General features: G+C 39.3%; 20 protein-coding genes. 12 read left to right on the top strand and 8 right to left on the bottom strand.

The window, feature by feature from the left end; translation table 11 throughout:
* The first annotated feature begins 275 nt into the window (after positions 1 to 275).
* Entirely contained in the window at positions 276 to 1,277 is a 1,002-nt protein-coding gene (locus ABMQ40_RS11440) for a phage tail-like protein (RefSeq protein ID WP_370899666.1), read from the top strand.
* A gap of 592 nt (positions 1,278 to 1,869) precedes the next feature.
* Here the strand turns inward: ABMQ40_RS11440 and ABMQ40_RS11435 are convergent.
* A complete protein-coding gene (locus ABMQ40_RS11435) occupies positions 1,870 to 2,163 on the bottom strand; it encodes a hypothetical protein (RefSeq protein ID WP_370899665.1) in 294 nt (97 codons plus the stop codon).
* Between the two features lie 384 nt (positions 2,164 to 2,547).
* Here ABMQ40_RS11435 and ABMQ40_RS11430 point away from each other — a divergent pair, with 384 nt between their 5' ends.
* The 8 genes from ABMQ40_RS11430 to ABMQ40_RS11395 all read left to right on the top strand — a co-directional run bounded on the left by ABMQ40_RS11430 (position 2,548) and on the right by ABMQ40_RS11395 (position 11,815).
* On the top strand, positions 2,548 to 3,090 hold the full coding sequence (locus ABMQ40_RS11430; protein ID WP_370899663.1) for a YMGG-like glycine zipper-containing protein: 543 nt from the start codon (positions 2,548 to 2,550) through the stop codon (positions 3,088 to 3,090).
* Positions 3,091 to 3,145: 55 nt separating this feature from the next.
* Complete coding sequence (locus ABMQ40_RS11425) at positions 3,146 to 4,786, top strand: LIC_10190 family membrane protein (RefSeq protein WP_370899661.1); 1,641 nt, start codon at positions 3,146 to 3,148, stop codon at positions 4,784 to 4,786.
* A gap of 44 nt (positions 4,787 to 4,830) precedes the next feature.
* The gene (gene aroC / locus ABMQ40_RS11420; RefSeq protein WP_370899659.1) at positions 4,831 to 5,901 is read left to right on the top strand and encodes a chorismate synthase; all 1,071 of its coding nucleotides are present in this window, start codon (positions 4,831 to 4,833) and stop codon (positions 5,899 to 5,901) included.
* A 13-nt stretch (positions 5,902 to 5,914) separates the two neighbouring features.
* The gene (locus ABMQ40_RS11415; protein ID WP_370899657.1) at positions 5,915 to 6,478 is read left to right on the top strand and encodes a thioredoxin family protein; all 564 of its coding nucleotides are present in this window, start codon (positions 5,915 to 5,917) and stop codon (positions 6,476 to 6,478) included.
* Positions 6,475 to 7,014 (top strand): TlpA family protein disulfide reductase, encoded by a 540-nt coding sequence (locus ABMQ40_RS11410; protein WP_370899655.1) that lies wholly within the window; start codon positions 6,475 to 6,477, stop codon positions 7,012 to 7,014. Before ABMQ40_RS11415 ends, ABMQ40_RS11410 begins: the two co-directional genes overlap by 4 nt.
* A gap of 81 nt (positions 7,015 to 7,095) precedes the next feature.
* On the top strand, positions 7,096 to 7,443 hold the full coding sequence (locus ABMQ40_RS11405) for a YkvA family protein (protein WP_370899653.1): 348 nt from the start codon (positions 7,096 to 7,098) through the stop codon (positions 7,441 to 7,443).
* Positions 7,444 to 7,566: 123 nt separating this feature from the next.
* Positions 7,567 to 8,946 carry an orotidine-5'-phosphate decarboxylase gene (pyrF, locus tag ABMQ40_RS11400; protein ID WP_370899651.1) on the top strand — a complete coding sequence of 460 codons (1,380 nt, stop codon included), beginning with the start codon at positions 7,567 to 7,569 and terminating at the stop codon, positions 8,944 to 8,946.
* A 46-nt stretch (positions 8,947 to 8,992) separates the two neighbouring features.
* Positions 8,993 to 11,815 carry a gluzincin family metallopeptidase gene (locus ABMQ40_RS11395; RefSeq protein ID WP_370899649.1) on the top strand — a complete coding sequence of 941 codons (2,823 nt, stop codon included), beginning with the start codon at positions 8,993 to 8,995 and terminating at the stop codon, positions 11,813 to 11,815.
* 89 nt (positions 11,816 to 11,904) lie between these two features.
* On the opposite strand, the gene ABMQ40_RS11390 is transcribed toward ABMQ40_RS11395, so the two are convergent.
* Positions 11,905 to 12,747 carry a lamin tail domain-containing protein gene (locus ABMQ40_RS11390; protein ID WP_370899647.1) on the bottom strand — a complete coding sequence of 281 codons (843 nt, stop codon included), beginning with the start codon at positions 12,745 to 12,747 and terminating at the stop codon, positions 11,905 to 11,907.
* 173 nt (positions 12,748 to 12,920) lie between these two features.
* Here ABMQ40_RS11390 and ABMQ40_RS11385 point away from each other — a divergent pair, with 173 nt between their 5' ends.
* On the top strand, positions 12,921 to 16,130 hold the full coding sequence (locus ABMQ40_RS11385) for a DUF8818 domain-containing protein (protein WP_370899645.1): 3,210 nt from the start codon (positions 12,921 to 12,923) through the stop codon (positions 16,128 to 16,130).
* A gap of 75 nt (positions 16,131 to 16,205) precedes the next feature.
* The gene (gene dusB, locus ABMQ40_RS11380) at positions 16,206 to 17,201 is read left to right on the top strand and encodes a tRNA dihydrouridine synthase DusB (protein ID WP_370899643.1); all 996 of its coding nucleotides are present in this window, start codon (positions 16,206 to 16,208) and stop codon (positions 17,199 to 17,201) included.
* Between the two features lie 47 nt (positions 17,202 to 17,248).
* On the opposite strand, the gene deoC is transcribed toward dusB, so the two are convergent.
* From deoC to ABMQ40_RS11355, 5 genes are all read right to left on the bottom strand, one after another.
* A complete protein-coding gene (gene deoC / locus ABMQ40_RS11375) occupies positions 17,249 to 17,992 on the bottom strand; it encodes a deoxyribose-phosphate aldolase (RefSeq protein WP_370899641.1) in 744 nt (247 codons plus the stop codon).
* A 7-nt stretch (positions 17,993 to 17,999) separates the two neighbouring features.
* Positions 18,000 to 18,470, bottom strand: coding sequence for an Lrp/AsnC ligand binding domain-containing protein (locus ABMQ40_RS11370; protein WP_370899639.1), 471 nt, complete (start codon positions 18,468 to 18,470; stop codon positions 18,000 to 18,002).
* Positions 18,471 to 18,504: 34 nt separating this feature from the next.
* Complete coding sequence (locus tag ABMQ40_RS11365; RefSeq protein ID WP_370899637.1) at positions 18,505 to 19,428, bottom strand: endonuclease/exonuclease/phosphatase family protein; 924 nt, start codon at positions 19,426 to 19,428, stop codon at positions 18,505 to 18,507.
* A gap of 368 nt (positions 19,429 to 19,796) precedes the next feature.
* Positions 19,797 to 20,468, bottom strand: coding sequence for a tRNA (guanosine(37)-N1)-methyltransferase TrmD (trmD, locus tag ABMQ40_RS11360; RefSeq protein WP_370899635.1), 672 nt, complete (start codon positions 20,466 to 20,468; stop codon positions 19,797 to 19,799).
* The gene (locus ABMQ40_RS11355) at positions 20,465 to 21,727 is read right to left on the bottom strand and encodes an NAD(P)/FAD-dependent oxidoreductase (RefSeq protein ID WP_370899633.1); all 1,263 of its coding nucleotides are present in this window, start codon (positions 21,725 to 21,727) and stop codon (positions 20,465 to 20,467) included. Before ABMQ40_RS11355 ends, trmD begins: the two co-directional genes overlap by 4 nt.
* A 65-nt stretch (positions 21,728 to 21,792) precedes the next feature.
* Between ABMQ40_RS11355 and ABMQ40_RS11350 the strand changes: the two genes are divergently transcribed.
* On the top strand, positions 21,793 to 22,656 hold the full coding sequence (locus ABMQ40_RS11350; RefSeq protein WP_370899632.1) for a glycoside hydrolase family 25 protein: 864 nt from the start codon (positions 21,793 to 21,795) through the stop codon (positions 22,654 to 22,656).
* Here the strand turns inward: ABMQ40_RS11350 and ABMQ40_RS11345 are convergent.
* Positions 22,653 to 23,789, bottom strand: coding sequence for a GNAT family N-acetyltransferase (locus ABMQ40_RS11345; protein WP_370899630.1), 1,137 nt, complete (start codon positions 23,787 to 23,789; stop codon positions 22,653 to 22,655). The two genes, ABMQ40_RS11350 and ABMQ40_RS11345, sit on opposite strands and share 4 nt — an antisense overlap.
* Positions 23,790 to 23,849: the final 60 nt, after the last annotated feature.

The raw sequence follows: 23,849 nt of genomic DNA, 5'->3' as shown, positions 1-23,849 counted from the left end.
GGTATCCAAAGATATCAGTATATTTTCCATACTCATATGACGCAACTCATAATATCGGAAGCTAAGTTTCACTAATATTAACGGCATTAGATTTTAAAACGTTTTTTAGGGAACCTCTTCGATGACTTCAATACAACTAACATGAAATCAATACGATACAAATTTAATTATATATTAATTTTAACTAAAAATCCCACTTCAATGTTTGCTAATTATGTCAAATGTTATTAAGTTTACAATACCTAAGCAAAAAACAATACCAAAACTAATATATTATGAAAAACAAATCATTCACAGTAATCGCGTTAACACTTTTTTGGTCTTTATCTGCACAGGTAGGTATTAATACCACAAACCCTCAGGCTTCTTTCCATGTAGACGGTGCTAAAGACAACCCATTAACTGGAGCGCCATCAGCCGCACAACAGTCTAATGATTTTGCCGTTACCTCAGATGGCAGTGTAGGGATAGGTACAACCACTCCTGACACCTCTGCCATTTTAGATATCAATTCGGCCAATAAAGGAATATTGGGGCCAAGGATCAGTCTTTCTTCCGCAACAATGCAGTTAGGCAGCGCTCCCAATGCTACAGGGCTCCTTATTTATAATACAGGACCGGTGCTTCCATCAGGATATTATTTCTGGAACGGTACGGAATGGAGGGTATTCAACTCCTCATCATCGAATGGAGGAGGTGGAAACGGCCCCATTGCCAACGTTGAAAACATTGCAGTGATGGGCCCGCTAACGGCCACAACGGAGAATGGAAGAGCCGGGTACGCACTATCCATAACAACTCCGGACGGAAAATTTTCTGTCAGAACATTCATCCCCACCGGAACCGCATTTTCACAAGTAAATCTACAGATAAGAAATAACACTACTTCTCCCGTAGAAATTATTTCTAACGGACATTATCTCTGGGGAGGAGCAGGAGGATATCAGCAAAATCAATTGAGATTACCGGCAGGAGCATGGGCCGGAGACAATGCTACTTCCTCTTCAGGCCTCATTGATGCCACCACGGGAGCAAGGATTCAAACAGCATCCACCAATCCGTACTGGGGAGATCCCGAAACTTATGCAGGAGGAATGCCTGAACAACGGATCTACTCATGGACAACCAATGACGGGAATGATAAAACATTCTATAAGCTATACTACATGATGGGTTCTTCTACACCAGGAAGCGCAGGAAATGCCACTACCTGTCCGGGCGGTACCTGCAATACAACCAAGGCATTTTTCACCATAGATCAGATTACAGCTCCTTAAAATCGGCAGGATCATATGATTTACAAAAAACTTCCCTTTTCAGGGAAGTTTCTGTCGTTTTAAGAAAATAAAGATGAAAATATAAATGGATTGATTTTCTTTATCAAAAATACCATTTCATACTCCCTCCGTATATGACCGGAATCATATAGGAAAATTAATTCATCATTAAATGAAGTAAGTCCGCCAACGAACAAAAGGTGGCCTCTGATATCAAAAATCCCCAGCCCTGGAGCTGAGGATAAGGAATTAAATATATTATAGTGAAGTGGTGTAAATACATTCCGGACTCAATATCCGCATATTGTGGGATAAGCCCGGACTGATCCGATATAAAAATAAGGCCTTCATAAAGAAGACCATAAACACAAATGATGAAAAATTTTATATCAGAATAATTATTTATCAATTAATTCCATTACAAAGATAAATCTATACAGACAGAATACTTTATGACTATGGTCATATCCGTTATATCTGCATATTATTGATTAGTCCGCAATATACCTACTCGTACAGATAAAAAGAAAACTCCTCTTGGGAAGAGGAGTTTAAGATAATGGAAGGGGATATATGGGGTCTAAAAAAGTGTTTATCTTCTGGTTGAATCTGCTCTTGATTGAGTAGAGTTTGATGAATTAGCCGGAGTAGTACCTGTATTGTTGGTATTGCCAGTATTCGTGGTTGTGTTCGTTCTGTTCATACTGCTGTCTCTTACACTCGCTGTGGTATCCATTGGTGCTGTACCTGTTGTCATTGCTGTATCAGACATTGTACTTGTATTGGCTGAGTCACTCATAGAGGTGGTATCATTTTGTACTTCCTGCTTTTTGCAGCTTACCGCAAAAAAGCCTAGTCCGATCATTAATAGCATTAACTTTTTCATATATTTATTTTTTAGTGATTTGATCTTTCAATGTTGATTCAAAATTAGACACTTATAAATTGTAATTATATGAGCGCAATCATAATCTATTGATTATATTTTCGTAATATATATCCGGTAGTCGAAACACATCACGAGGTTCAGAAAATAAATACCCCCGGCTTGCGGGGGCAGATGAAATTTCTTACAGAAATATCAGTTTTAGAAGATACTATTTAAAAACACAAATTCCATGCCTAAAATGTTCGGGTATTCCGGTATCACCCATTACTTTTTAATACTTTTTCACATTTTTTAACATTAATTAACTTAAATTTGGCTTCATAATTGAAAATATTATAAAGAGTTGCAGCCATAGGTTAAAACTTTTTTAAAATTTGAATTATGAAACGTATAATATTAGTCGGTTTTTCATCATTTTTTTTGATGACAGCCTGTAAGAAAGATGATCAGGTAGCTGAAAAATCCTTAGATCAGCAGAAAATTGAATTTCAGATGAGGCAACTTGAAATAGAAAAGCAGAAGCTAGCTATTGAAAAAGAAAAAATGGCATATGAAGCCCAGAAAAAAGCAGATAGCATTGCTGAATCTCAGAAAGCCAAAGCTGCCACTTCCAATAATTCAAGACCACAGGTAATAAGAGAAACAAGAACGATTTACAGGGACGGAACGTCAAATTCCGGCTCACAGGGAACCTATGCAGACAATGGAACTTCTGCTTCTCAGGGTACTACCCAGAAAAAAGGGATGAGTAAGGCAGCCAAGGGTACGATTATCGGTACCGTAGGAGGTGCCGCTGCAGGAGCCATCATCAGTAAGAAAAACAGAGGACTCGGCGCTGTCATTGGAGGTGTTGTGGGAGGAGCCACAGGATACACCATCGGAAGATCACAGGACAGAAAAGACGGCAGGGTTCAGCCCAGGTAATTAATAATTTCACGATAACAGTAAAAGATTGCTTATTTTTAGGCAATCTTTTTTTATGGTTTATATTTTCTTTACTTTACTTCTTGTTATTCCGGCCCTGGCAGGCTTTGGGAAAATAGTGGAAAGTCTGGCAGGTCCTTTACTGGATGGTATTTCAGGAAAAGCCCTGTCAGGAGTATTAGGGATAAGCTTATTATGGACCATTGCTGCATTTTTTATCCCTTTAAATATATATACAGAGATCCCCGTACTGATCTCAGGTCTGTTCTTTTTTTTCAAAGAACGGCTTTACAATGAAATATACCGGTTCTCAAAAAAAGATAAGCTTTTGATCGGGAGTATTATTCTGATCGTTCTCTATTGCAGCTCCTTTCCTCCTTTTATTTTAGATCATTTCGGATACTATGTTCCTACCATAAAATGGCTTACTGAACATGGGATCATCAAAGGAATTGCAAATCTTGATCTCACCCTGGGACAGACCTCTGCATGGCATATTTTCCAGGCGGGGTTTTCCGGTTTCTCTGATCCTTTTCTAAGATCCAATGCCACACTGCTTATCATTTATGCCCTGTACATCATTGAGCGGAGAAGCTGGATCCAGTTATGTCTCCTTCCCTTTTTACTGTTATTTTCACAAGCTCCAAGCCCGGATCTGCCGGTAATTATTTTTTCCATGATCATCCTCAATGAAATAGTATCCGGCAACAAGAAAGCTTCCTTACTTATTGGCCTGTCTGTTTTTGCTTTTACCATTAAGCCCACACTCATCTGGCTCCCGGTTTTAAGTTTCCTGTACTCTGTTTTTATCATAAAAGCGAATCCTAAAAGCTTCCTCTTCGGGACTTCCCTTTTGCTTTTATTCTTTTTCAAAAATATCTGGACCTTCGGGTATCCGGTTTTTCCCGTTCCCGCTATTGATTTGGGAGTTCCCTGGAAACCCAATCCGGAAACCATGGAAATATCCTCCCGGTATGCTATTCAGAAAACCTATGATATGCAGTACTCCTATCAGCAGATACAGGAATTTAGCTGGTACCATTACATTAAAAACTGGCTGTTCTTAGACGGGATTAAATCTTTTATCAATATTTTTTTCGTATTAAGCCTCGCTGCTTTTATCATTTTTGCTTTGATTAAAAAAAATAAAATCGTCACGCTGATCTGTATCTCACTTCTGTTAAAAAGTATATTGGTTTTGCTTTTTTCAGCGCAGTACAGGTTTTTTATTGATGTTTTCTTCGCCATCTTTTTCATATTGGGTTTCTATTGCTTTACAGAACGGAAGCCATTCCTTATTTTCACCGTATTGAGCGTATTATTCATCAGCCTGTTGACCTTTCCCAGCATCGTCCGGGAATATCTGCCGAGTTTCAGGCTCGGAAGCATTATGGGCAAATTTGAAAAAAAACAGCTGTATATTCCTTCCACCTATGAATATCACCAATTCGATACGTTTACCGTTGGAAACCTGAAATTCAATGTTTCTAAAAATTATCCCTACAATTTTGACACTGCACTTCCCGCAATTTCACTGGGTTATGTCTTTGATGATATAGAAGCAGGAATTTTCCCGCAATATGCCGATCAGGAAAACATCAGGGAAGGATTTATCTGGAAAAAAATGTCCCCGCAAGAGAAAAAACAGGCTCAAAAAGTGATCCATATCATTGAAAAGATTCATGATCGGGATTGATACCGAAACTTTATTATCTGAATAAAAAACGGTAATTTTGTAACATGTTCAATACATTAGGTAATCTTCTCAGTCTTACAACATTTGGAGAAAGCCACGGAGTGGCTTATGGTGGAATAATCAATAATTTCCCGGCGGGTTTAAAGGTAGATTTCGATAAAGTTCAATATGAACTGGACCGGAGGAAACCGGGACAGTCCGCCATTGTTACCCAAAGAAAAGAAAGTGATACCGTAAAGTTTCTTTCCGGAATCTTTGAAGGAAAAACCACGGGTACTCCGATCGGTTTTATTATTGAGAATGAAAATCAGAAATCAAAGGATTATGATCATATTGCGAATGCCTACCGCCCGAGCCACGCAGATTTCACCTATGATCAAAAGTTCGGGGTAAGAGATTATCGGGGAGGCGGAAAGTCTTCGGCCCGGGAGACCATGAACTGGGTAGTGGCCGGTGCGCTTGCAAAGCAGCTCCTTTCAGATATTCAGATCAATGCGTATGTTTCTTCCGTAGGTGATATTTTCTGCGAAAAACCGTATCAGGCTCTGGATTTTTCAAAGACAGAAAGCAATGAGGTTCGTTGCCCGGATCCGGAAACCGCCCAAAAAATGATTTCCAGGATCAAGGAAATAAAAAAGGAAGGTAACACGATCGGCGGAACGATTACCTGTGTGATCAGGAATGTGCCTGTGGGGATCGGCGAGCCCGTTTTTTCCAAGCTTCAGGCTGAGCTTGCAAAAGCAATGCTCAACATCAATGCCTGTAAAGGATTTGAATACGGCAGCGGCTTCTGCGGGGCTAAAATGACAGGAAAGGAACATAACGACCTTTTCAATCCGGATTTTACAACGCAATCTAATCTTTCAGGAGGGATCCAGGGTGGGATCTCAAATGGAATGGATATTTATTTCCGTGTAGCCTTCAAGCCGGTCGCTACTATCCTAAGACCTCAGGAAAGCATTGACAGGGAAGGAAATCCCGTAACAGTTGAAGGCAAGGGAAGACATGATCCGTGTGTAGTTCCGAGGGCCGTACCGGTTGTGGAAAGCCTTGCCGCTTTTGTACTGGCAGATCTATTCCTCATCAACAAAACAAGAAATTTAAACAACTTTTAATACTTTTTTAGTAATGAAAAATTACTGGGATAAATCAATCTCTTTTGAAGAATATGTTGAAATCGGAAAGCAGAGAATACAAAATCCTGAAAGCCAAAAGGACATAGATTATAAGCATTATTATGAGCTGGGCCTTCAGAGAATGGACAGAACCTTAAAAAAATACATTCCCGATGAAGCTCAGCTGAAAGAGCTTGAATCTAAAAATTTTGACGGGAAAATATTGATCATTTCCGAGGCATGGTGTGGTGATGCAAGCGCTACCGTTCCTGCTCTGGTAAAATTTTTTGAAGGCAGAAACGATGTAAGAATCTTTTTGCGGGATAGTGATAAAACCCTGATCAACCAGTTTTTAACCAACGGCACTGAATCTATTCCCAAAGTAATTATCCTGGACAACGGTTTCAACGTGAAAAATTCCTGGGGACCCCGCCCCAAATACGGATACGACCTCTTAATGAAATACAAAGCTGATCCGGAAGCTTATCCCAAAGACAATTTTTACAATGATCTGCAGATTTATTATGCCAAAAACAGAGGCAAAGATGCCATACAGGAGATTTTAGAATTATTATGAAAAAGAACATCATTTTTATTGTGCTGATCGTCATTATTGGAGCTATCGCCTTTATTCCGGGGGTGAAAGACCTTCTGAAAAATCAGTTTTTCCCGGTGGCAACCATTGAAAATGCCGTTACGATAAATCCTGAGGATTATGATATTGACCTTCAGGGGATCAATGCCCCGGATACCAATCTTAAACATCTTAAGGATAAGACCATTTTTCTGAACTTTTGGGGAACGTGGTGTCCTCCATGCAGAAAAGAATGGCCTACCATCCAGAAACTATATGATTCCAGAAAAGATAAGGTCAATTTTGTACTCATTGCAATGAATGACCAGGAGGAGGCGGTAAGAAAATTTTTACAGGAAAATAATTATAATGTCCCTGTTTATATCGCCCAAAGCCCGATTTCTGAAAAATTGCTGCCAAAGGTGTTTCCTACCACCTTCCTTTTAGATAAAAACGGAAGGATTCTTCTGAAAGAGGATGCTTACAAAGACTGGAATACGGATTCTGTACACCGTTTTATAGACACCGTAACGAAATAACTTTTAACTAATTTTATATCTTTTTGGTATGGAATTTGTGAAATTTGTATCGTTGAAAAAAATTATTAATCCAAACACAAAATGAAATATTCAAAATTAAATCTGGCCAAACAAGCTATCAATCATAAAGGGTTTGTAAAAAAGATCCCTGACATTTTCAGAATGATAAAAATGTGGAGGAAAGGACTTTATCCAATGAAATCCATTGACATTATTTTGCCTTTGCTTGGTCTTTTATATGTGATCTCCCCTATCGATCTGCTCCCGGAAGTTGCAGTACCGGTCATAGGAGTGCTGGATGATCTGGCGATCCTGTCCTTAGCGATCCCGAAACTGATCAAGGAGGTTGACAAATTTTTGCTTTGGGAGGCCGAACAGAAATACAAATCCGGTAATACAAAGGTAATTGATGCTGAAATTATAAAATAATTTACAAAAATATCCTTTAGAGCCATTCCAGTAACTTTGGAATGGCTTTTTTAATCAGAAATCAATGATAAATTTTTAAGCCTTATTCCAAATCATTAAATTTGTAACATCTAATAAAAAATAATGGAAAGTAAAAAAGAATTCTTTTTAGAGTGCTATAAACTCGGCATCATCAAATTCGGAAGATTCACCTTAAAAAGTGGCATAGAGAGCCCCTTTTATGTTGATTTAAGGCCTTTGGCTTCAGATCCCAAAATTTTAAAAAATCTTGCCAATTATCTGCTGGAAATGCTTCCTCTGGATAATTTTGATTTGATCTGCGGAGTTCCTTACGCCGCGCTTCCTATGGCTACAGCCATGTCTTTGGAAAGCTATATTCCCCTTATCATAAAAAGAAAAGAAGCAAAAAACTACGGCACTAAAAAGATGATCGAAGGCATCTACCAGAAAGGACAAAACTGCCTTTTGGTAGAAGACGTCATTACTTCCGGAAAATCTTTATTGGAAACCATTGCAGAGATCGAACAGGAAGATATCAAGGTGGCGGACATTGTGGTGGTACTGGACAGGGAGCAGGGTGGAAAACAGCTCCTGGAAAGCAAAGGATACAGGGTCCATACACTTTTCAATATCTCTGAGGTATGCAGCATCCTTCAGGAAGACGGACAACTCACAGATGATGAGGTAAAAAGGATTCAGGATTTCCTTTTAGGGAACCATATCCAGTTTGAGGAAAAAATCCGCCAGTCTTACAAGCAGAAATTAAAATACGCCCAGCACTCCGTTTCTAAAAAATTGCTGGAAACCGCTTTAGCTAAAAAATCCAATCTCATAGCTTCCGCAGATGTCACCACGACCCGGGAATTGCTGAATCTGGCAGACAAGGTTGGGCCTCATATTATTGCATTGAAAACCCATATCGATATCATTTCTGATTTTGAATATGATAAAACAATTGTCCCTTTAAAAGAGTTGGCTGTAAAGCACCAGTTTTTGTTAATGGAAGACAGAAAATTTGCCGACATCGGAAATACGCAGGAGCTACAGTTTACCAGCGGGGTCTTCAGGATCACAGACTGGGCAGATTTTGTAACATCACAGGTGATCGGAGGCTTTGAATCATTGGACTGTTTCAGCAATGTAGGTGTGGTTGCCATCATCGGCATGTCTTCCAAAGGTACCCTTACCTCCGGCAGCTACCGTGAAGAAGCCCTCAAAATAGCCCTTTCTCACCCTAATGTAATTGGTGGAGTTTCCCAAAACCCTGTTCCGGAAGAAATACTGCTGTTTACCCCGGGAGTAAATCTTGCAGACTCAGGTGACGGGAAAGGCCAGCAATACAATACTCCGGAACATGTATTTAAAACCCTTCACACGGATTTCATTATCGTAGGAAGAGGAATATATAAAGCCTCAGACCCGGAAGAAGCGGCAATTACCTATAAAAATGCAGGATGGAACGCTTACCTGCACTCTTTGGAAAAAAAAGTAATCCAAAATTAAAATCTGACAAAGTGTAGTCAAAATAATCATTGATACTATCCGGATATTGAAAAAGGTCATCAGCATTTGCTTTATTCTGTTTTTTGGTGTTGCAGAAATTTCTGCACAGAAAGACAGCATCCATATTGAAGCCAGACTGTCTTCAGATAAAAGAATACTGGACGTAAAGCAGAAGCTCGTCTATTACAATAATTCTGAAAAGGATCTAAATACCGTAAAGCTCTTAAACTGGGTATCCGCTTATAACAAGAGAGGAACATCTTTGGTATACAGAAAACTGGAGGACAGAAACAGTGATCTGCATTTTGCCAAAAAAGAAGAATGGGGTAAGATCCTTAGCCTGGATATCAGAACTCCGGATAACCAACCTGTTTCTGTGAGCAATATTACAGATGAGAATCTTTTTCTCCCTTTGGATACAATTATAAAACCGGGAGAAAGTATCAGACTGCAACTTCAGTATCAGATCCAGCTTCCGGACAAAAAATTTACAGGTTACGGAACCTCTGATAAAAGTATAGCTTTAAAATATTTCTTCATTGTCCCGGATCATTTTGATCCGGACAATATTTCCAAAAGAAGCTATTACGATATTGAGGAATCCGTGAGCTTCCATACATTCTGGAACGTGAATTTTGACATTCCTGCCAATTATCACATTGAAAGCAATCTCCCGAAGATCAGAATGAATGCTTTCGGGGGTTACCTGAATTCGGATCCTGAATTTTTTATCTCACAGGATGAATATCCTTCAATAAAGGTCAATACCGGAGATATCAATACTGAAATACAATTCGGGTATATCCTGAAACCTGAAGAAAAGCAGAACCTGGAATTCTATCTGCCTTTACAGCTAAAGTTCATCAAAGAAAGAATAGGTTCGCTTCCCGGAAAGCTGTTTATTTCTGATAAATTCCGGGGGAAGGAAGATTTCTTCGGGAATAATGATATTTCTTTCTGGAAATTCAGATTCAGGCTCTTCACGGAGGCTGAAAAAACGGATCTGGATTATTTTGGGATCATGGCCAAAAAGATCCTGGATGAAAGTATCATTGCGGATAAGCAGCATCACCACTGGTTCAAAAACGGCTTGAAATCTTATCTCGAGATCCAATATCTGAAAAAGTTCTACGGAAATACCAAACTGCTCGGCTCATTACCGGAAACTAAAATTTTCGGGGTAAGACCCCTGAAACTGCTTTACGCATCAAAAATTAAGTTAGTCGATCGCTATGGTCTCGCCTATCAATATATCATGTCCCAGAACCTTGATCAGAAAATCGATGAAAAGTTTACCGTTCTGAGTAATTTTAATGATATGGCAATCAGCAGTTTTGAAACAGGAAGCCTGTTTGATTACTCAGCGGATAAAATGGGGTATGAAAATTTCAATTTCCTGCTAAAAGATTATATCGCCAGAAGCTCGGATAAGCAGATTGATCCGCATGATTTTTTAAAGGAGCTTTCGGAAAAAGACAGAAATACCCGTTATTTACCGGAGTTCTTCAGCCAAAAAAACAGGATCAACTTTAAATTGAAAAGATTCCGGAAAGAGGGTGATTCTTTAAACATCAGGATCGTAAAAAATACAGACAATGCCATTCCGGTAAAATTACAAACTGAAACGACAGAAAAAGAGGTAAAACAATACTGGATAGAAACAGGAGAAAATGAAAGGTCACAGACATTTTCCGTGCCTGCTTCCGATATCAATAAGATCACCCTGAATGATGATTACATCTTCCCCGAATCAAAATACAGAGATAATTTTTTATATGCCAAAGGATTATTCTCTAATACAAAGAAGATAAAATTAAAGCTTATCAAGGATATTCCGAATCCTGAGTTCAATGAGATTTACATCAGTCCCAGGATTCGTTTTAATAACACTTATGATAAGCTCCTTTTGGGAATAAATCTTAAAAATCAGTCTTTTTTTGACCAGAAGTTCCTTTATTCCTTTACTCCGATGTACAGTTCAGGAACAGGGAAAATGACCGGCACAGGTGCGATTTCCTATTCTTTCCTGCCGGCTGAAAGCATGATCAGGAGCCTCACATTAGGCGTTTCAGGATCATATTTCCATTATGATTATGACCTGGCTTATAGAAAGGCAAGTATTTTTTCAAGCATCAATTTCAGAAAAAACCCAAGAAGTACGGTAAGCCGTGGGATTGGTCTTTCATACAACTATTTTGAAAGGGATTTAAGCCCTTTGATGATCAGCAATAATGATTACAGCAAATATAATCTCTGGAGCGTGGGCTACAGCTATACGGATAACCAGATGATCCATGAGAAAAGTCTCAGCGTAAGCACCCAGTGGATGGAAGATTTCAATAAGGTGACCGCTGAAGGCTTTTACAGATGGGAATTTGCCCCAAAACAAAAATTGAGCTTAAGGCTTTTTGCAGGATATTTTCTGAGAAACCAAACCCGGAACAATACATTCAACTACGGGATTTCCAGGGTATCCAATTATTCATTCTCATACACTCTTTTAGGGGAAAGCGCAACAAGCGGAATCTTATCCCAGCAGTTCATACTGGCTGATGGCGGCTTTAAGTCCTTTATTCCCGGAAGCGTCAATCAGTGGATCACATCTGTAAATGTAGACTCCAGCGTCTGGAAAATATTTCATGTATATGCGGATGCCGGTGTTTATAAGAATAAAAATACATCCACGCAATTCATTTGGGACAGCGGGATAAAGGTACGCCTGATCCCCGATTTCCTTGAAATTTATTTCCCTGTTCAGTCCTCTTTGGGTTTTGAACCGTCTTTTAAGGATTATGCCAAACGCATAAGGTACACTTTAGTATTGAACCTTAATTCCATCATTAATGCAGCCAGAAGAGGATGGTATTAAATGCGGGATTCAAACACGATTCCAGAATAATCAAAATAAATAAAGCACCATCTTCATGGTGCTTTCATATTTTTAAAGATATCAGATCTTTAATCTTTCAGTATCTTCTGGGAAACCGGCTGATTATTTACCGTTCCTGTAACGATATAGCTGCCTTTTGCCAGCTCAGCAATGTTCAATGCCTCATTTTCTTTTACGGAAGCTTTTTTTACCACCTGCCCGAACATATTGTAAATTTTAACGTCTTTAGTTCTGGCTCCGAAAGTAATTTCATCGTTTTTAATAAAGCTATTTTTAACCAGCCTTTCTTTTTCTTCTGATATATCTGTTACAGCTAAGGTACCTGAGCTTGACTCTGGCGTTGGTGCGCCGGTAGTAAAGTCTGCCCCATTATTATTGGTATCTATAGCATTGGTTCTGGATATTGATGTAGAATTGGTTGTGCCAGGAGCTGCTGCCGTACCTTCATATTGGTTGGCGGAACCCCATCCTACAAAATCCAGCACATTAGAGTCTGTTGCACTTGTCGGGCTGGTAGAGCTTGACGTTAAGGCGATCTTGCCTCCACTTCCTGAAAGTGCTAATGGTGCATTTGGTGCAGTAGTTCCGGAAGGTACAAAATCAGGATTGGGCAGAGCCTGGGTTCCTCCTGCCCCGGTAGCCAGCTGAATCAGATATTTCTGGCCGGGATTTAAGGTTATAGCAGGCAGCTCCAGTTTATTATTGGCACCAAAAGTTCCGGATACAGATGCGTATTGAAGATAAGCGCCCGTTAAAGTTAAAGATGTGGCTCCTTTATTGATCAGTTCAACGAAATCGTTGGTATATGTAGCTCCGGAGTTACCTCCACCCCCATATACTTCATTGATAATAATCTGTGCGTTTGTGGCAGATACAGCAATAATACCTAAGATAGTAAAGATTTTTTTCATGATTCATATTTTTAATTATTGATAATTTACATAATAAAATTACGTCAATTTTTAAATCCAAAACAATAATCCGATTAATTTTTTGTTAATAATTCCAAAACCTCTCCCTTTGGTATTTTTTAGTTATTTTTACCGATTATTTTAAGGATTTGCGGCGTTATATTCTGACATTCATGTTGTTTTTCCTGGGCATATTTTTCGGTAATGCCCAAGTTTTCACGTGGAAAAATCCAAACCTTCCGGAAGACAGCATTAAGAAAGACAGCATCATTGCCGCCAGACTTGAACAGGACATTTTTGCCAAGGATACAATGGATTTTGTAAAAACCAGCAACCGGATCATTGTGGATGAAGCCGTACTGGCAAAAAACGACAAAAAAAGGTTTTTGGGAGAGCTGAATTCAAAAGGTTCCATCATCCGGGGAATCACATTTGGTAATAATCAGGGACAATCCGTACAAAGTTCCATGGATCTTCAAATCTCCGGCAGACTTTCCAAGGATGTGACCATATTGGCAAGTATTTCAGACCATAACCTGCCTATCCAGGCTGACGGCTATACCCAAACCCTGGAAGAGTTTGATAAGATTTATATGCAGCTTAATATAAAGGATAAATCAATCCTTAGGGCAGGGCATCTGGATTTGCTTGAAGACAAAAATTACTTTGCAAAATATCAGCGCCGAAGCATGGGGCTTGAATTTCAGACACAGTTCGGGAAAGATAATAAAACCCTGGTGGATGTCTCTATGGGAGTAGCCCGAAGTGAATTCAACAGGGTGCGTTTCCAGGGTGTTGAGGGTAACCAGGGACCTTATCGTCTGACGGGTAAGAACGGAGAGTTGTTCATCACACTGATTTCCGGATCAGAGCAGGTTTTCATTGATGGTATTCTGATGAAGCGTGGAGAAAACCAGGATTATGTGATTAACTATAACACCGGGGAGGTTACTTTTACCAGCTTTCGGCCGATCTTCCAGCAAAACTTCATTACCATTTCCTATAATTATACCAACAGGAATTATTCAAGGTATTTGTTCACCGGAAAAGTAGAGCACATAAGGGAAAAATTAAAATTAGGGCTCAACTGGTTCATGGAGAATGACAATAAAAATGCTCCCTTATCATTAAATCTGTCTCCCGAGGATGAGCAGATCCTGGCAAATGCCGGGAACAATCCTGATCTGATGTATGCTCCTTCGGCGGTAGTAACCCCCTATGACGTCAATAAGATCTTATACCGGCTGGTACAGGACCCAAATGGAAATCATTATGAGTTTTCAACAGATGCCAACGAAACACTTTATCAGGTTTCCTTTACTTATTTCGGAGCTAATTTAGGAGATTATAAAATTACCCAGACTACCAATAACGGGCGGGTTTTTGAGTATGTAGGTCCCAACGCAGGAGATTACAGAGCAGTAAGGAAACTGCCTTCTCCGGAGAAATCGCAGGTCTATTCCTTAAATACCGAATATAAGCTGAATGAAGGCAGAATAGGAGCGGATTTTTCATTGAGCAATTATGACGTGAACCTGTTCTCTTCCAAGGATGCTAATGAAAATATAGGATACGCCTGGCGTATTTTCGGGAATAAAACTTTTACTAAGAATAATTGGAAAGGAACGCCGAGTTTCGAGTATCAGTATATTGACAAGCAGTTCCATATCCTGGACCGTATCAATGATGTGGAATTCTCAAGAGACTTCAACCTTACCCAGGAATTCAGCCAGATCACACAAAACAGATTTATTTTCAGTTTTCTGAACAAATGGAATAATACTTCCACTTTAAACTACCGCGTCAATTACCTCGATGAGCAGGATTCTTATAAGGGAATCAAGAATGATCTGGATTTCAGCTGGCTTAAAGGTAAATTCTTAACCAAAGGAAATCTTTCTTACCTGAATACCAATGCAATTCTTCAGGATACCAAATTTATAAGAGGAGGTGTTTCCACAGAATATACCGGAAAGAAAGGGAGCTGGGCTATCGGTGGAAGCATGGAGCATAATGAAAAGAAGTATAATGATACCCAATTGCTGGATGTTACCAGCTTTAGCTGGAAAGAAATTTTTGTTCAGAAAAAAATTGGTGACAGTACAAGGACCAAGCTACTGGCTAAAGTATATATGAGGGATAATGACTCTGTGAGGGACAACAGACTTCAGAGTATGAATAACATCCTGGGATTCATGGCGGAAAGCCAGATCATCAAAACACAAAAAACCACTTTAAATGCGTTATTGCATTACCGGAAATTCTTTTATCATAACCAGGACGCAGATATGTCCAGAAATAACGATTTTGTGGTTGGAAATATTCTGTATAACCAGCAGCTCTTCAGGAATGGTATGCGTTTACAGGCTTTTTATGAGCTTGGGAACGGGCAGGAAGCACAAAGGGAATTTCAGTACATCAAGGTTACGGACGGGCAGGGTATCTATAAGTGGACGGATTATAATGGTGATGGTATACAGCAGATTGATGAATTTGAGATCGCTGAATATTCTGATCTGGCGCAGTATATCAGGATATATACTAATTCCGTGACCTATATTCCTTCCAATAAAAATAAGATACAGCTGGCTTTATTCGTTAACCCTTCCGTGGTTTTCAACTCAGAGAATGCCTTTTTGAAACGTTGGAATTTCAATATCTCTTTAAATTCTCAAAATTCTTTTTATAAAAAAGATAAGGTTCTGGTATTGAATCCGTTTGAAAAGAATGATGATCAGATCCTGAAAAATCAAAATATCCTGGCCTCGATCCAGTTTAGTCCTACAGAGAAATCCGGCTGGAACGGTAATTACCGTTTTATTTCCAATGATAACCTTATCAATGCCAATTTCAGCAATGAGGAACGGGAGCAAACCTCCCATTTCCTGAACGTTGGATATTGGTTCAACAAAGAATTCAGGGTGGATTGGGAAAATTCCGTTTCCAATATCACCAACTCGTCACAGCTGTTTGCAACCAGAGATTACCATTTGGATAACTTTGAAAGTAAGCCTAAGGCAACCTATAAGTTCACTGATGCAATCCAGGCGGAACTTTCGTCTGCCTTCAGACAGAAAAAAAGAACAGACGGGGAAGAATTTCTTAAGACCCTTGATATTACGGGCACCATTCAGTGGGAACGTAAAAAAACTTCCATCAGAGGAAATTTCTCTTTTATTAATAATAATTTCACGGGAAACAGCTTCAGCATTGTCGGTAACCAGATGCTGGACGGGCTGAAGCCCGGCAAAAACCAGGTGTGGAGTATTTTTGTGCAGCAGGCGATCAATTCTTTCCTACAGCTTAATCTAAACTACGAAGGCAGAAATTCTGGGGACAGGACCATCCATATCGGCAGCATGCAGGTAAAAGCAAGCTTTTAAACAACTGACCATTCGCCATTATACTGATAGATATTATCATATTTTTGAAAGTTTAGAATTTCGTAAATTTGCGCCATGATAAAAATAGGCAATATAGAACTGCCGGAATTTCCGCTTTTGTTGGCTCCGATGGAAGATGTAAGTGATCCTCCATTCAGGCGGCTGTGTAAAATGCACGGTGCAGATTTAATGTATTCAGAGTTTATTTCCTCCGAAGGATTGATCCGTGATGCTATCAAAAGCCGAAAAAAACTAGACATCTTCGATTACGAGAGGCCTGTCGGCATACAGATTTTTGGCGGTGATGAGGAAGCGATGGCCATGTCCGCAAGAATCGTTGAAACGGTAAATCCTGATCTGGTAGACATCAACTTTGGATGTCCCGTGAAGAAAGTGGTATGTAAAGGGGCAGGAGCAGGAGTTCTGAAAGATATAGACCTTATGGTACGTCTTACAAAAGCTGTGGTAAACTCTACTCATTTGCCGGTAACCGTAAAAACCCGTCTGGGGTGGGACAGCAATTCCATCAATATCGACGAGGTTGCGGAACGTCTGCAGGAAACCGGTATCAAAGCTTTAACCATCCATGCCAGAACCCGCGCACAGATGTATAAGGGTGAGGCAGACTGGGAGCATATTTCAAGAATCAAACAAAACCCGAATATTGAAATCCCGATTTTTGGGAACGGCGATGTGGATTCACCTGAAAAAGCTTTGGAATACAGGCAGAAATATGCTTGTGACGGAATCATGATCGGGCGTGCAGCCATCGGTTACCCATGGGTTTTTAATGAAATCAAACACTTTTTTAAAACCGGGGAGCATCTTTCTGCACCTACTATTTCGGACAGGCTATTGGCCGTTCGTCAACATGCGGAATGGAGCGCGGAGTGGAAAGGTGAAAGACTGGGCCTGATAGAGATGAGGCAGCATTACAGCAATTATTTCCGTGGAGTTCCTCATTTTAAGGAATTCAGAAAAAAATTCCTGGAGATATTCACTTTATCCGAAATGGATGAACTTATTAAAGAAACTCAGGATTTTTACGCAGAATTTCAAGAGCAGGTATAAAACAAAAAACCATCAACGGATTGATGGTTTTTTGTTTTTTGAGTAATTTAATATTCTTCTGAGCCAGGCTGCTTTTTAATTAAAGCCAAAGCCGAAGATGTTCCTATTCTTTTCACTCCCATGGCGATCATTTTTTCGGCATCCTCAGGAGTTCTCACACCACCGGCCGCTTTCACAGAAAGCTTTCCGGCATGGTCAAGCATAATTTTTATTCCTTCCAATGTGGCTCCGTTAGGTTTTCCTCCCGTAGTTTCATAAAAGCCTGTAGAGGATTTCACAAAAATATCGGGCAGGTCCTTTTCATTGAAGTTTTCCTTTGCCCATCGGGCGATATTTCCGGTAAAGTCTGCTATTTGTTCATTGGTTAAAGCGGCAATTTCTATGATCCATTTGACCACTTTATGATGTTGCAGGCATAATTGCGTACATTGTACAAACTCATCCTTTACCAGGGAAAGATCTCCTTTCAGATAGGCTTTGTAATTGATAACAAAATCCAGTTCGTCAGCTCCGTCTTCAATGGCTTTTGAAGCCTCAGCAAGCTTTTCTTCAATGGAATCTGTTCCTTCGTGAAAGCCAATTACCGTTCCTACCCGAACATTTGAATCCCGTTTCTGAATATATTTCTTAATATCCGATACATAATCCGGTCGGATCATTACTGCAAAGATATTATGATCTATGGCTACCTGCGCAAGATCTTTATCTTTCTGCAGGGTTTCTTCATCTGAAAGACCAGACTGGGCCGGTGTTTTCAGATAGGTGGAATCCAAATATTGAGCAATGTTCATGGTCTTGTTATACTTTCAGTTGTCTGTAAATACCTTGTTCCAAAGATATGAAGGTTTCCGTTCTTGTTACTCCCTTTAATTTCTGAAGTTTGTTGAGAATCTGCATCAGATGGTCATTATCTTTACAAAGTACCTTAAGAAAGATGGTATAATTACCGGTGGTATAGTGGGCTTCCACAACCTCATTAATATCTTTCAGTGATTTTACCATGTCCGGGTAATGACTGGGCTGATCTAAAAATACTCCGATATAGGAAATAACCTTATATCCAATCCTTTTGGGGTTAAGGAAAGATATGGAGTTTTCAATAACCCCTGCCTGTTCCAGTTTCTTTATTCTCTGGTGTACGGCGGTGGTTGAAATCCCTACATTTTTGGAAATGTGTGCTAAAGAAGTTTTAGCATTATCCATTAACATATAGATAATCTCTTTGTCGATTGAATCTAAATGATAGCTAGTGTTGCTTGAATGTTTCATCTGTTCTACTTTTATGTTTTTTTTGTTTATAAGTCTATTTAAATTTTACAAAAACCGGAAAATGATCGCTATAACCTCCCAGATACCGCGTACCGGCATATGTCCGGAAAGGACGATCCTTAAATCTCCTGTCCCGGCTGCTAATTTTCTCAGATCTGAAAATTCCGGCTTCCTGAAAAGACAGAACCGCATTACCAAAAAAAGATTTTGATAATATAATCTGATCATAGAGCAATCCAGATTTATAATGAAAAGTAGAATAGTTTCTTGTAGAAAACAATGCCTGAAAAGGATTTTCCAATACTTTTTCAGAACTATTGTTGTAAAGAACATTTACTAAATTTTCATCATCCGGGTTTTCATTAAAATCACCACACAAGATCACATGTTCTCTTGTAAGCACAATATCCAAGATCCGCCTCCGGATCTCATTCAATATAAAAGATCGTTTTGGCTTATTAACATCCTTTTCGCGCTTAGAGGGAAGATGGGCGATAAAGACATTAATAATTTCCCCTTTACATTTTACTTTGGAATAAAGTACATCTCTAGTAGTGTCGTAATTCCCTGTGTTTTTTTTTACAATTTCAAAGAAGAAAGTAATAGTTTCTGAATCTATTATTTCAACTTTATTTTTATCATACAGCATCGTTACATCCACCTTTCTCTCATCCATGGAATTGTAATGTACGATCCCATATTCTGAGTTGAAAGGTTCCATTTCAACAAGATCCTCAAGAACTTTCCTTCCGGAAACCTCAGATAATCCTATCATCAATGGCAATACACCATTTTCCTCCTTCATCAACTGAAAAACATGTGAGATCTTAAAAAGCTTGTTTCTATATTTCCTTTCGTCCCAATTTCGTAACCCTGATTTCGTAGGATCCGATTTGTGGACCGGCTTAGGATCAGGAAGAAATAAATTTTCAACATTATAAAAAGAAAACAGCTCCATCAACACATATTTCTGGTCTCAGTTTTAATTCAGTGTGTAAATTTATTATTTTTTTTTATATATCATTAATTTTTATTAAATATATTAACATGAATTTTATATGCATTAAATACAATTTATACAAAAATTATCAACAGGATAAGATACTGTAATTGATCTTTTTAACAATTAAAAAAAACAAACCCAATGGTATAAGATTAAATCAATCTACTTTTCTTTAATAATTACGAACTAATATATATAATACAATAGAAATGTATAATATTTTTAATGTAAACTAAAAATATTATGATTATTTTACTTTTATTTTCAGATTATACCCCGGGAAACGAAAAAAATTCCCTAAACCATGAATTAGCAAATTGTTTTTACAGCAAATCAGGACGTTTTTCTCTGGTAATCCTCACAGCTTCCTCATGTCGCCATTCTTCAATTTTTGCAAAATTTCCGCTCAACAAAACTTTCGGAACTTCCAGACCTTTATAAACCTCTGGTCTTGTATAGATCGGCGGGGATAAAAGATCATCCTGAAAACTATCGGTCAAAGCGCTTTGCTCATCATTCAAAACTCCTGGAAGCAAGCGGATGACTGAATCAGCCAGAACACACGCAGCGAGTTCACCACCGGTGAGGACATAATCCCCTATTGAGATTTCTTTGGTGATGTGCAGGTCTCTCGCCCGTTGGTCAATGCCTTTGTAATGCCCGCAGAGAAAGATCAGGTTATTTTTTATGGACAGAGAATTGGCTATTTTCTGATTCAGGGTTACTCCATCAGGCGTCAGATAAATGACTTCATCATATTCTCTTTGGGATTTAAGCTCCGAAATACATTTATCGAGGGGCTCCACCATCATTACCATTCCCGCACCTCCTCCATATGGTTCGTCATCTATCTGCCTGTGTTTATTCGTTGCCCAGTCTCTTAAATGATGAAAATGTACCTCAACCAATCCTTTATCCATCGCTCTTTTTAAAATAGAAGTTTTAAATGGACTTTCCATCAGCTCAGGAAGTACACTAATAATATCAATTCTCATTGTAAAGTTTCATTTTTCTTATTTGGTAAAATAATTAATCTTAAGGATGAATCCTTATTGAAGTAGCTCCACATCCAGTTGAAAAAAACAGCCAGTTTATTTCTTACACTCAGAATAAGCATCAGGTGTAAAAACATCCAGAAATACCATGCCAGGAATCCCTGAAACCGTATAAACGGCAGGTCTACTACCGCCCTGTGCTTACCAATGGTAGCCAAAGAGCCTTTATCATCATATTCATATTCCACCCAGTCGCTATGATTCTTTTTTAAAAGGTTTCTTCCCAGGTTTTTCGCCTGGTTGATGGCTACATTGGCCACCTGCGGATGTCCCTGGGGATATTTAGGTGTTTCCATATAGGCGATATCCCCGATGGCGAAAATATTATCATAACCATTGACCCTATTATACCGGTCTACTATATATCTGTTTTTTGTCAGTTTTTCCTGTGGGAAACCGTCCACAACATTTCCTGTAACCCCTGCCGCCCAGATCACATTATTGGAAGGGATTTCCATGCCGCTTTTCATAATGACCTTATCCCCGTCATAATCCGTAACATATTCACCGCTAAGGAAGGTAACACCGAGCTCCTTAAGGTATTTTTCAGATTTTTCCTGAGCTTCAGGACTCATTACGGCAAGAGGTTTTTCCGTGGAGCTTACCAGAATAATCTTAAGCTGGCTAAAATTCATATAGGGATAATCTCTGGGAAGGATATCTTTTTTCATTTCGGCAAATGCTCCGGCAAGTTCTACACCTGTAGGCCCGCTTCCTACAATAACGATATTCCAGTTCCCGTCATCACTTCTTTTCTTTTCGATAATAAGCTTTTCAAAAGTCATCAGGACATGGTTCCTGATACTGATCGCCTCCTGGGTATTCTTCATACCAAAGGCCCGGTTTTCAAGGTCTCGGTTTCCGAAGAAATTGGTCTTGCAACCTGTAGCGATCACCAGTTTATCATAACTGAATTCCGCTTCATCAGTGATCACCTTATGGTTCACAGTATCAATTTCCTTCACTTCTGTAAGGCGGAACTGTGTATTTCTGGAACGCTGAAAAATCTTCCGGAACGGAAAGGAGATATTGGAAGGCTCTATCCTGCCACACGCTACCTGATAAAAAAGCGGCTGAAACATATGATGGTTCACCCTGTCCAGAACAATAACTTTCTTGTTTTTATTGTTCAATTTCTTTGCTAGTTGCAGGCCCGCAAAACCTCCTCCTATGATGATGATCTTTTCGCGTGTTTCCATAATACACAAATTTACTGATTTTATTTAGCATTTTAATAGTGAAAGAATTAGTTTTGCAAAACTTTATGCCACCAAAAAAGTTCTCCGGAAAGACCACCAGAAAGATCCATAAAAAAAGGCGGAAGAATTACTTTTTCCGCCGGAAAATAGTGCTGGCCATCCTGATTGTAGCGCTCATTGGCACGGGTTTCTACTTAAAGCAGTCCATAAGCTATTATTATGCATTGTATTTTAATAAATTCACCCACAAAAAACTTCACAACAGTGAAAAAGAATCACTGAGAATCCAGAGAATAATCACAGATCATCTTGATAAAACCTATGGGTTCGATATTTCCCATTACCAGAATAGGGAAGACATCCAATGGGACAGCCTGAGCATAGGGAATAAGACCATTCCTTTGGAATTCGTAGTTATGCGAGCCACCATGGGCAACCGGAGTGCCGATAAGCATTTTAATCATTTTTGGGAACAGGCGCACACGCATCATCTCATCCGTGGAGCTTATCATTTTTACCGTGCCGATGAAGACCCTGTAATCCAGGCGAATAATTTCCTGACCAATGTAAAACTGGAAACCGGTGATCTGCCTCCGATTCTGGATATTGAAAAAATCCCGAAGCGCAAAACCAATAAAAAACTCATCGAAGATCTAAAGGTCTGGTGCAAAATCATTGAAGAGGCTTATGGTGAAAAACCCATTATTTATACTTATTACCATTATTACAAAGACTTTCTGAAAGGAGAGTTTGAAGAATATCCGCTGTGGCTGGCCAACTACAATGATGTGCCCGCCCCTTCCCCGGATGACCACTGGGACTTCTGGCAGTTTACGGAAAACGGTATCGTTTATGGAATCAATACCAAAGTAGATCTCAACATTTATAATGGCAGCACCTGGTCCCTGAAAAGCCTGACCCTGGATTAATCGTCTTTGAAAGGATTTCTTTGTACCCACACCGTTTTAGGATTAAAAAAAGTAAATATCCTTCCCATGAACCCATTGATCAACAGGTTGCGATGTCTGATCAGCCCGAAGATCTCAACGGGTTCTGCACCAATTGTAGACTTTATTTCTAAAGCTGTCCGTCCGAAAATAATTCTTCTGAAATTCTGGCAGATGCCAAATTCCACCATATCCAGAAGCATATTGAGGTATAGCTGCTTTTCTTTTTGAAGCTCTTTATCATACCCTAAAAAATAGGTATCAATATCTGTCCCGTTCAATATGAGGGTATAAAACCCGATCAGTTCCTCTCCTGAAAAATAGCCGAAGACTTTAAAACGTTCCTGTAAGCTTTCCTTCATGATTTTAAAGTGGTTCTCTGCCAGAAAAAAAGTATTGAATCTGGCATTCCCTGCCACATTCTGATAAAGCCAATTGATTTTCGGCTCATATTTTTTTATTTCATCGGGCCCCAGCTCAAACTTCCTGATCTCCGGGATCTTTTTTCTTGCAGATCTGGCCCGGCTCCTGTACTTGGAGGAAAGGCCGTTCATATATCCTTCAAAATTCTTCCAGCTTTCTTTTAAATTCAAAACCATATTGGGCTGAACAGAAAACCTGTAATAAGACCGGAATATCCCATCCATAAAATATTCCATAAAATCTTTCCGGTAATCTTTATAAATGATCAAAGATGTCTTCCTGATCTCCTTTTGCATTTTCCGGGCTGCTTTTTCTAAAAGGAGGACTGCTGCAGACAGAGAGATCCTGGAAAGATCAAAATAAAAGCCGTTTTGCCCGGTCAGCATATTATTCCCAAGCACCATTATATCCTTACTGAACTTTCTGATAGCCATGTTCCGGATGTCGAACCAGGCCTTGTTCTTTTGAAAGGAGGAATGATACTGAAAATCCAGGTACTGGAATAAAGCCCCGCCTATCAGCCTGTCATTTTCAAAAAAACCTGCCATATAACAGTCCATATTTCCGGGACCCGAATGGCCAAGGGCATGAAGGTATTCCGTAGACAACATCATATTATGGCAACCGATAATGCTGTTCCAGTCTGCCGGTAGATCAGATGCTTCTTTATAGATTTCAAAGTTGTACGGCATACTCCCATGATCATGATATTCAAATCTACATCAAAAAAACATTCCCTGGTAAATTTATCT

The organism is Chryseobacterium gossypii, assembly GCF_041361455.1.
Classification (GTDB): domain Bacteria; phylum Bacteroidota; class Bacteroidia; order Flavobacteriales; family Weeksellaceae; genus Chryseobacterium; species Chryseobacterium gossypii.
The sequence above is the reverse complement of the archived record's forward strand: the minus strand, read 5'-3'. Positions and strand labels throughout refer to the sequence as shown.